The organism is Bacillus sp. EKM208B, from assembly GCF_011800725.1.
GTDB classification, from domain to species: Bacteria; Bacillota; Bacilli; order Bacillales; family Bacillaceae; genus Bacillus; species Bacillus velezensis.
In genome coordinates this window covers 1-10,836 of record NZ_JAANHO010000022.1, presented here as the reverse complement: position 1 = coordinate 10,836, position 10,836 = coordinate 1, and the positions used below count along the sequence as shown (strand labels likewise).

The 10,836-nt window shown below is 50.6% G+C and carries 2 protein-coding genes; both read right to left on the bottom strand.

Annotated features, from left to right (window positions below; all coding sequences use genetic code 11):
- A partial coding sequence (locus G9F75_RS19615; RefSeq protein ID WP_167409327.1) for a non-ribosomal peptide synthetase occupies positions 1-6,875 on the bottom strand: 6,875 nt, incomplete at its 3' end.
- 25 nt (positions 6,876-6,900) lie between these two features.
- The coding region (locus tag G9F75_RS19610; protein ID WP_167409326.1) for a non-ribosomal peptide synthetase at positions 6,901-10,836 on the bottom strand (3,936 nt) is incomplete at its 5' end.

Genomic DNA, 10,836 nt, shown 5'->3' with positions numbered 1-10,836 from the left:
GATACGCTGCCGCCCGCAAAGCTTCTGACAGCCGGACGGGGCTTGTCAGCCGGAAGCTCAAGCACCGGAAGCTCTCCTTCTAGCCGCTTCAGCCAATACGCTTCCTGCTTCTGATATCCTTCTTTCTCCTGAAACGACCGCTGCCAGACGGCATAGTCTTTATATTGAAGGCGCATCGGCGCAAGCGAACGGCCTGCGTACAGCTCGCCGAATTCTTTAATCAAGGTGTTGACGGACACACCGTCAGAAATAATATGATGCATATCCGTTAATAAAAGATGACGTTCATCCGATTCTTTCACGAGGGCCGCACGGAAGAGCGGCGCTTCCTCCAGACAAAACGGCCGGACGAATGCGTCAGCTGACTCGGCCTCATCCAGCTGAAACGGTACGCTGTCATGGATGCGCTGCACCGGTTCGCCGTCAGGCCCCGTTTCAAAGGACGTTCTGAGCGACTCGTGCCGCTCCACAAGCTGCCGGAACGTCTTCTCCAGCCGGCCGCGGTCAAGCGGGCCCGTCAGTTCCAGCACAGCCGGCATATTGTAGCCGACACCGCCCTCTTCAAGCTGCTGGAGCACATACATCCGTTTCTGCGCCGAAGACACCGGGTAGGTGTCCTGTGTTTGCGCAGGCTGAATCGCTTCATACGGGCTCTCTTCCAAGTCCTGAATGACCGAGGCGAGCTCTTCCACCGTCGGCCGGGCGAAGATGTCCTGTAACGGCACCTGAACACCGAATTCCTTGGCGATGCGGGAGACGAGAGCCGTCGCTTTTAACGAATGGCCGCCCCGCTCAAAAAAGTGATCCCGGATGCCGACGGGGCCGTTTTTCAGCACCTCTTCCCAAAGGGCGCAAAGCTTCATTTCCGTGACGTTCCGCGGGGCGGTGTACGCCTGTCTGTCTGCCGCTCCGTCGGGAGCTGGCAGCGCGCGGCGGTCAAGCTTTCCGCTCGGCGTGACCGGCCATTCGCTCATCTCTATAAACTGAGCCGGCATCATGTAGGCAGGAAGGCGTGCCGCAAGCTCCGCCCGCACGTCATCGCTTTCCCGTCCTTCGATATAGGCGTAAAGCGCGGTTTCGCCGTGTTCGGTCCGGGCGGTGACCGCCGCCTCACGAATGCCGTCGATGCGCCGGATCGCCGCTTCGATTTCCCCCGGTTCAATCCGGTAACCGCGGACTTTCAGCTGTCCGTCTGAACGGCCGAGCCATTCGACAAGGCCGTCTTCTGTCCAGCGTGCGATATCGCCCGTCTGATACATGCGCTCGCCCGGATAAAACGGATCATCGAGAAAGCGCTCCTCCGTCAGCTCAGGCCGGTTCAGATAGCCCCGGGCCACCCCTGTCCCCGCGATGTACAGCTCTCCGATACAGCCCGGCGGCAGAAGCTGTTTCTTTTGATTTAAAATATACAGCCGCATGTTATGTCCGGAAATGCCGATCGGAACATTGTGAAATTCTTTTCCTTGCGGCAAATCAAAGTACGCCGCTTCTACTGTCGCTTCCGTCGGACCGTAGGAATTTGTCAATTCCGTTCCCGGCAGAAGGTCATAAAAACGGGAAGCCAGGTGCGGGCCCAATTGTTCGCCGCCGGCAAAAACCCTTTTTAAGCAGGTCTTTTTGATCGGCTGTTTTCTGGAATTTATATATTCCAAGAAAGCATGAAGCATGGATGGCACAAAATGGGCCGCTGTTATGCGGTTATTCTCCAATGCGTTCAGTATCATTTCAGGGTCCTTTTCGCCTCCTTGCGGAAGGAGGAAAACAGAAGCTCCCGCGATCGGCCACCAAAACAGCTCCCAAATCGAAGCGTCGAAAGAGTATGATGTTTTATGCAAAATGATGTCAGAATCACTTAATCCATAACGCGTTTGCAGCGAGTATAAAAAGTTTACGGCTGACTGATGTTCAACCTGCACGCCTTTTGGGCGTCCCGTAGAACCGGATGTATAGATGATATAAGCCAATGAATCAGGTTTTACCGGAACATTGGGGTTGGCCGCAGCTTCAGGGTTTCCTGTTTGTCCGCTTTTCAGAGAGATCATTTCTCCCTCAAAAAGATCTGCAGCCAAAAGTTCTGGTTCTGCCAGTAAGAATTTCACGCCGCTGTCTTTCAGTAAAAAGCGAATCCGCTCTTTGGGGTAATCCGGATCAATCGGCAGATATGCACCGCCTGCTTTTAAGACAGCGTAAATGCCGATCAGCATGTCAGGAGAACGCCGGCCCATAATGGCAGTTTTATCCTCCAGCCTTATCCCCCGCTTGATCAGCCGGTGCGCAAGCTCATTCGCTCTTTCGTTCAGCTCTTGATACGTAATCGAAATGTCATCAGTTAAAATTGCCGGACGGTCCGGCGTTTTTTCCGCCTGCTGTTCCAGCAGATCATGAAGAGGCTGATGAAGCGGAAACGCTGTTTTCTGCAAGGGGCTGAAATCTTGAAGCAGAGACGCTTCTTCTTTTTCTGTCAAAACAGAAATATCGTCTAATTCCAAGCCCGGATCAGCCGCGGCGTTTTCGGCAAGTGTCGTAAAAAATCCCGCCCATTTTTGAATCGTTTTTCTCTTAAACAAATCGGTGCTGTATTCAAACTGGCAGTACAATTCACCGGCGTTTTCAGAGATGTACAGCGATAAGTCAAATTTAGAAATCGGCAGGCTGACGTCTGCAGGCTGCAGTTCAAGTCCGGCTGCCCTAAGCTTCTGCTGTTCCATATTTTGCAGCGCAAATGTTGTGTCAAACAGCGGATTTCGGGACATGTCCCGCGGCACACCGAGCTTATCGACGAGCTCTTCTAACGGGTAATCCTGATGTTCGTAAGCCTCAAGCGCTGTTTGGCGAATTTCCTTTAAATAGTCTTTGAATGTCATGCTTCCGTCGGGACGCGTCCTGAAAGCAAGCGTATTGACAAACATGCCCAGAACGGCGTCAAGGTCGGCATGAGGCCTTCCTGCAATCGGAGACCCGACGATCATATCTTCCTGTCCGCTTAAACGGGCTAACAGAACCGTGTACACACCAAGCAGCGTCATATACAGTGTGCATTTGTTTTCTTTCGCCAGCTTTTTCAACTGTGCTGTATGTTTTTCATTGATGACAAATGACACCCGGTCTCCGGAAAAGCTCCGCACCGGGGGACGCGGCTTATCAGCCGGCAATTCAAGCACGGGAATCTCACCGGCAAGCCGGTTCAGCCAGTACTCCTCTTGTTTCCGATATGCGGCGCCCGCCATAAATGATTGCTGCCAGACGGCATAATCTTTGTATTGAATCCGTAACGGCGGCAGACTTCTCTCAGCATACAGCTCACTGAATTCACGTATCAAAAGATTGACGGATACGCCGTCTGAAATAATATGATGCATGTCAGCTAAAAGCAGATGCCGGTCTCTTTCTATTTGGACAAATCCCGCCCGGAAAAGGGGCGCTTTGCCGAGATCGAACGGCCGGATAAACGCTTCGGCTGATTGTTCTTTTGTAAATGCAAACGGTACTTCGTCATGAATCCTCTGCACGGGCAGGCCGTTTTTTTCTTCAAAGGACGTTCTGAGCGGTTCATGCCGCCGGATCAATCCCTTGAACACGGCTTCCATCCTGTTTCGGTCAAACGGCCCCTTCACCTCTAAAACGGCTGGAATGTTATAGCTGACACCGCCATTTTCAAGCTGGTGAAGGACATACATCCGTTTTTGGGCGGATGAGACAGGATATGTTTCTTTCGTTTCTGTCTTTTCTATGGATGCGAACGGGTTCTCTTCTGCTTCACTGATGATTTTGGCGAGTTCTTCTACAGTCGGGTGGCTGAAGACATCGCTCAGCGGGATTTGCACACTGCACTCTTTAGCTATTTTTGCAACGAGTGCCGTCGCCTTTAATGAATGGCCGCCAAGCTCGAAAAAGTGATCGTGAACGCCGATCGGGCCGGTTTGAAGCACTTCTTCCCATATGCGGGTAAGCTTCAGCTCGGTCACATTCCGGGGAGCTGTATATTGACGGCCCGCTGCGTACGCCGAAGCTTCCGGAAGGGCCCGCTGATCGACTTTTCCGTTCGCAGTGAGCGGAATTGAGTCAACGAAAGCCCATTTGACCGGAATCATATAATCAGGCAGCTCTTTAGCCAAATCTCTCCGCAGCTGAGAAGGATCAGTCGCTTGTGAGACGCTGCAGTAAGCGCATAATTCATTTTCGCCCGACTCATTCGTTTGAATCAGAACGGCAGCTTCTTTCACGGCATGATGATTTGCCAGGACGGTTTCAATTTCCTTCGGTTCAATCCGGTACCCTCTGATCTTCACTTGATCATCTGTCCGGCCGATGTATTCAATTTGGCCGTCCGCACGCAGTCTTGCCAAATCTCCGGTCCGGTACATGACGGCGTCCGTTCTGAACGGATCGGGCAAAAATTTCTCTTCGGTCAGCGCCGGATTGTTCACATAGCCTCTTCCTGTATTCGCCCCGGAAATATACAATTCTCCCGCAATTCCGAGAGGCTGAAGCTGCCGGTTTTTGCTGAGAATATACATCTTGTTATGATGGATCGGTTTCCCGATCGGCGGATGTTCAGGTATGTCATCTCCCGCAGAAATCGTATACGTTGAAACCACATGGGTTTCTGACGGGCCGTAATGATTATGCAGATGCATACCGTGTGAACGGAGCGTCTGCCTGAACAAACGCGAAACGGTCAGCTGCTCCCCGGCCGTAATGACATGCTTCACACAGCGGGGAAAAGACTGTGCATAACCTTCTTCATTGAAAAGCATCTTGACAAACGCAGTCGGGAAAAACACCACTTCCGTGTTGTGCTGATCAATAAACGAAAACAGCTGAGAAACGTCTCGTTTGATTAATTCCGGCACGATACAAAGGGTGCCGCCGCTCAAGAGTACTGAAAATAACTCCTGATAGCAGACGTCAAACGCCAAAGATGCGTACTGCAGCACATTTGTGCAAAAATCAATGTCTGTGTTCGTCAATTGGTGAGAAAGCAGGTTGGCCATATTTTTATGTTCGAGCAGCACTCCCTTCGGTTTCCCTGTCGTACCGGATGTATAAATCATATAAAGGAGGTCGTCCGCCGTATTAATGGATTGCACATTGCTTCCGTCCGCTTCCGTCCCGGCCTCTTCTATGTATGTAACTTGCAGCGTTTGTTCCGCGGGGACTGACTGATGCCGCTCTGTTACAACATGGACGCAGCCGCTGTTTTCAATGACATATCGGATACGCTCCTTTGGACTGCCCGGATCTATCGGGACAAAGGCGCCGCCCGCTTTTAAAATACCGAGAACAGCCGCCGCTAAAGAAGGGGAACGGCCGAGCATGACGCCTACCGGCTCCTCCCGCTTTAAACCGCGTTTTTTCAGCAGGCGGGCCAGCTTATTAGCCGATTCGTTCAGCTCTTTGTACGTCACTGACTCACCTTCATACCGAATCGCGATTTGATCCGGCGTTTTTGCGGCCTGCCGTTCAAACATTGCATGAACCGTGTCATATTCAGGCTTTTCGGCCTCTTCAGAAATCGGCGCAAGCAGCTGCGCTTTTTCCTCTGGAGTGATGATTTCAAGCTTGTCCGGCGTGATGTCCGGTTTGTCGAGAACCTGGGAGACGATGTGTGCCAAATGGCCTTTGATATTTTCAATAAATTGGCGGTCATACACGCTTGAATCGTATCTCATTTTCAAGTGAATCTCGTCACCCGGCGCCACCATCAGGTAAAAACTGTAATTGGTTTCGTCTTCCATGCTGAAATCATGGATGTGAAAAAGGTCTTTCGTGTCCCCCTTGCTGTTCAGCACATCAAGCTCCTGTTCAACCGGATAATTCTCAAAGACGAGAATATGATCAATTAAGCCTTGTTTTACCTGTGAATTCGCCTGTATGTCATAAAGCGGATGATAGCTGTAAGCCTGTCCTTTCAAAGCGTCCTTTTGCACGTTTTTGATCAGCTTTTGAAACGGGATGTCCGCCCCGCTGATCCGGACAGGCACGGTATTAATGAACAGGCCGATCATTCGCTCGATGCCTTCGATTTCAGACGGCCTTCCGGAAATGACAGAACCAAAAACCGCATCTTCTGTCTGGTTATACGCCTGAAGCAAAATGCCCCAGAGCGTGTGGAAAATGGTGCTCAGCGTGACCTCTTCTTTTACGGCCAGCTCTTTCAGCTTAGCCGTGTCCTCTTTTGAAAAGGAAAACGTCACTTCCTCTTGTCTGCTTTCGCCGGCTTTTTTCTGCTTCGGCAGTACAGTCTGCTGTTCAAAGCCTTCAAGATACCGCTCCCAGTACGAAGCGGCTTTTTCTTTATCTTGCTCCATCAGCCACTTGATGTAGGTCCCGTACGGCACAGCGGGCTCAAGCGTTAACGGTGTCCGGCGGAGCCGCGAGGCGTATATCTGGAAGAACTCTTTCAGCACGATTCCGAGACACCAGCCATCCATAATGATGTGATGGAAACTCCATATGCACGTATATTCACATTCTCCGGTTTGAAGCAGCGTCACCCGCATCAGCATGTCTTTTTGCAGATGAAACCCTTTCTCACGGTCTCTTCGTTTGGCTTCTTCGATATACTTGATTTGATCAGCCTTATTTAAATTAGTGAGATTTTCCTCAATAATGCTGACGTTCCGCTCTTTTAATACGACCTGCTGCGGCACTGACACGTTCTGGCTGATAAAGATCGTTCTGAAAATATCATGTCTTTCGAAAAGGGCATGAACGCTCTCTTCAAACACGCGGGTGTCAACCTTCCCCGTTATTGAAAAGGAGGCCTGCTCGGCGTAAGCCTGTGATTCCTTTTGCAGGAGGGAATGAAAAAGCATTCCTTCCTGCATATAAGACAGCGGATAAATATCCTGAATTGCATTCTTTTTTGTCATGTTATAATCTCCCCGTCGCCTTTTTCTACAGTTCCTCGACAAAACTCGCTATGCTGTCCAAATCATCAGATGTTAACGTTTTGCTGCTAAAATCACTAACGGTTTTTTCTGATTCCTCTTTGCCGGTGCAGTGCGCCATAATATCACGCAAATATTGCTGTAAAGTTTGCAGCAGCTGTTCCATCGTTTCTTTGCGGAAGCGGCTCGGCGGATAGCTCAAACTGAAGTGAAGTTTATGTTGTGCGGCCATCGCGCTCATTTCCACCGCTTGTTCCCGCTGCCATGTCGGCGTGATGTCGTGCCCGCTTGCAAGACCGGACAGACTGAACGTGTGCTGATCTTCTGTATCGTTGAATTGCCCTAAATAGTTAAAGCTGATTTCAGGCGCTTGTCTGAAGCGGATTGTTTTTTGTTCAGGCGGTGTCATGTATTTTAAAATGCCGTAGCCTATTCCTTTATCCGGTATTCTTCCGAGTGTGTCTTTGACCGTTTTTACCGCCGTCCCAAGTTCTGAGCCTGCTGTATTCAAGTCAATGAGCACCGGATACATGGAGGTAAACCAGCCTACGGTGCGGCTGATGTCGAGCTCCGGCATGATGTGCTCTCTCCCGTGCCCTTCCATCGCGATGCGCAGTCTGCCGCCCCCTGTCCAGTCCCGTAAAGCCAAAGCTGCGGCAGTCAGAAGAATATCTTGCGTATCGGTATGGTAGGCCCGGTTGACCTGCTGAAGCAAAACGGACGTTTCTTCTTCTGTAAGCGTAAAGCTTACCGTTTGCCGAATGCTGTCGGCTCCCGTCTGATGCTGCGGTTTTTCATAAGGAAGTTCGGCGGCTGTTTCTTCTTCAATAAAACGCCAATATTCTTCTTCACGCATCAGCTTGCTGCTTTTTGCGTATTCCGAAAGCCTTTCAGCGTATTGCTTAAACGAATCGGTCTTTGGCGGAAGCTGGACCGGCTGACCTTTTACAGCTTGAGTGTAAGCGGCAGATAAATCCTCCAGCAGAATACGCCATGACACTCCGTCAACCGCCAGGTGATGTACGGTGATGAATAAATAATCCCCGGACCGGGTTTTGAACCAGCCGGCTTTTAATAACGGCCCTTTTTCAATATCCATCCGCTGTTGGAGCGCAGCCACTTCAGTTTCTATTTCTCTTTCCCAAGTATCTGTCTCAGACATATCCCAAATGTCCAAGGTGTACAGCTCAGCTTTTTGAATACCGTGATTGATTTGTCTGATACTTTCGTTTTCTTCACTGACGGTGATCCGGAGTGCATCATGATGAATGACAAGATGCTCCAAGGCTTCTTTGAGCGGCTGTTTTTGCAATGCGTCAGAGCTGAACATCATGACGGACTGATTGAAATGATTTCTGTTTTCCATCCGCTGTGATAAAAACCAGTGCTGAACGGGTGTCCAAGGTATGTCTCCTTCCACCGGCCGCTGATCGATGACTCTTTCCGCTTTCCGGATAAGAGGCGCGAGTTCCTTAATGGACGGGTGCCGGAATAAGTCACTTGCCGTCATTTTCCACCCATAGCGTCCGAGCCGTGCGGAAACTTGCAGCGCTTTGATTGAATCGCCGCCCAACTCAAAAAATGAGTCCTCAATCCCGACTTGTTTTGTGCCGAGCACTTCCTGCCAGATCACGGAAAGCTGTTCTTCAAGCTCATTGCGGGGAGCTGTGTACGCGGTTTGAAGCGTAAGCTCCGGTTCGGGCAGATTTTTCCGATCCAATTTACCGTTCGGCGTAAGCGGCAGCTTCTCAAGTTCCATCATATAGGCCGGAACCATGTAATTCGGCAGTTGCTTAGACAATGAAGAACGCACTTTTTCTGTATCCATGTCCGCCTGCAGACTCATATATGCGATCAGTTCTTTATTGCCGGACTGCCCGGTTCTGACTGACACGGCAGCTTCTTTCACACCGTCCAGGCTCCTCAGTGCGGCTTCAATCTCTCCCAGCTCGACCCGATAACCGCGGATTTTCACTTGATCATCCATCCGCCCGGCATATTCGATCGTTCCGTCCGGCAGCCAGCGGGCTAAATCTCCGGTGCGGTACATCCGTTCTCCGGGAACAAAAGGATTAGGGACAAATTTTTCTTGCGTCAGCTCAGGGCGGCCGAAATATCCTCTTGCCACACCGTCTCCCCCCGTGCACAATTCGCCGATGACGCCGATCGGCTGCGGTGTTCCCCTGCTGTTTATGATATATGCGGTTGAATTTCCGACAGGGCGGCCGATCGGGATTGAATGATCGTATGATTGTTCAATCAAAAAGCAAGTCGAGAACGTCGTGTTTTCAGTCGGTCCGTATCCATTCCATACTGAGAGATGCGGCAGCGCATTCCGAACCCGGTTTACATGGCTCGGGGACAGTGCTTCCCCGCCGATAATCAATCGGGATAATCCGGAAAACACGTCTTTATTTTGTTCTGATAAATGGTTGAACAGAGACGATGTCAGCCACAGTGTCGTAATGCCGTTTTGCTGTATAAATGTTTCCAGAACATCAGAGTCGAGATAGGTTTCCTGGTCACTTACATATAAAGAAGCGCCGTTTAAAAGCGGACCGAATATTTCAAATGTCGTAACGTCAAATCCTAATGATGAAGTAAACAACAGTCTGTCTTTCGGCGTAAAATCAATATAATTGCTGTTTTTCACAAGGCGGATCACGCTTCGCTGTTCAATCATGACGCCTTTTGGCGCACCTGTTGACCCGGACGTATAAATCATGTAGGCCAACGATTCAGGTCCGCCGAGCGGTTCGGGATTTTCCGAACTCAAGCCGGCCTTTGTTTGAATATCCTCTATGAATAAACGTTTTCCTGAAAGCGGCAGACCGTCAAGTTTATCAGATTGGAGAAGAATATCAGCTTTACAGTCTTTAAGCATCCATTCAGCCCGTTCCCGCGGCACATCGTCACCGATAGGCAAGTAGGCGCCTCCCGCTTTTAATATTCCGAGGATTCCGGAAGCAAGCTCTGTTGTGCGGCCGGTTAATAAGGCGACAACGCTTTCCGGACCGACGCCATTTGATCGGAGAGCCGCTGCTATTCTGTTAGCCCGTTCGTTCAGCTCACGGTATGTCAAGATTTGTCCATCATATACAACTGCCCGGGCATCGGGGGTTTCTTTTGCCTGACGCTCAAATAAACGGCTGATGGTTTCGTGTCTTGGGTAATCGCTTTTCGTCTGATTAAACTGATAAATGACGCGATTTGTTTCAGCATCATCCAGTACGTGAATGTCACCAAGCGGTATCGCTTGGTTTTCAATTACTTTTGTAAGAATACGGGTAAAATAAGAAAGCCATTTTTCAATTGTCTGTTTTTGATAGATATCTGTATTGAATTCAAAATCAAAGCTGATGGAACCGTCAGACCCTTCTGACGCGTAAAGCGTGGCATCAAACTTTGCGGTTTTATGACTTGTATCCGCAGCTTGAGTCAAATGCAGCTTATTTAACACCAGGGATTCACGCTCCATATTTTGAAGCACAAACATCGCATCAAACAGCGGATTGCGGCTCATGTCCCGCTGCACGCCGAGCCGTTCCACAAGCTCCTCAAACGGATAGTCCTGATGCTCATACGCCTCAAGCGCCGCCTGGCGGACTTCCGCCAAATAATCGGTAAACCGTTTGTCTCCTTTCGGCTCCGTTCTGATGGCCAGCGTGTTGACGAACATGCCGAGAATCGGTTCAAGGTCTTTGTGCGGGCGCCCGGCAATCGGCGAGCCGACGATGATGTCTTCCTGCCCGCTCAATCGCGCGAGTAACGTATTGTACGCGGCGAGAAGCACCATATACAAAGTGGAGCCGTGATCCCGGGCGATGCGGTGAAGGCCGGATGCCGTTTCAGCGTCAAGCGTGCACGATACGCTGCCGCCCGCAAAGCTTCTGACAGCCGGACGGGGCTTGTCAGCCGGAAGCTCAAGCACCGGAAGCTCTCC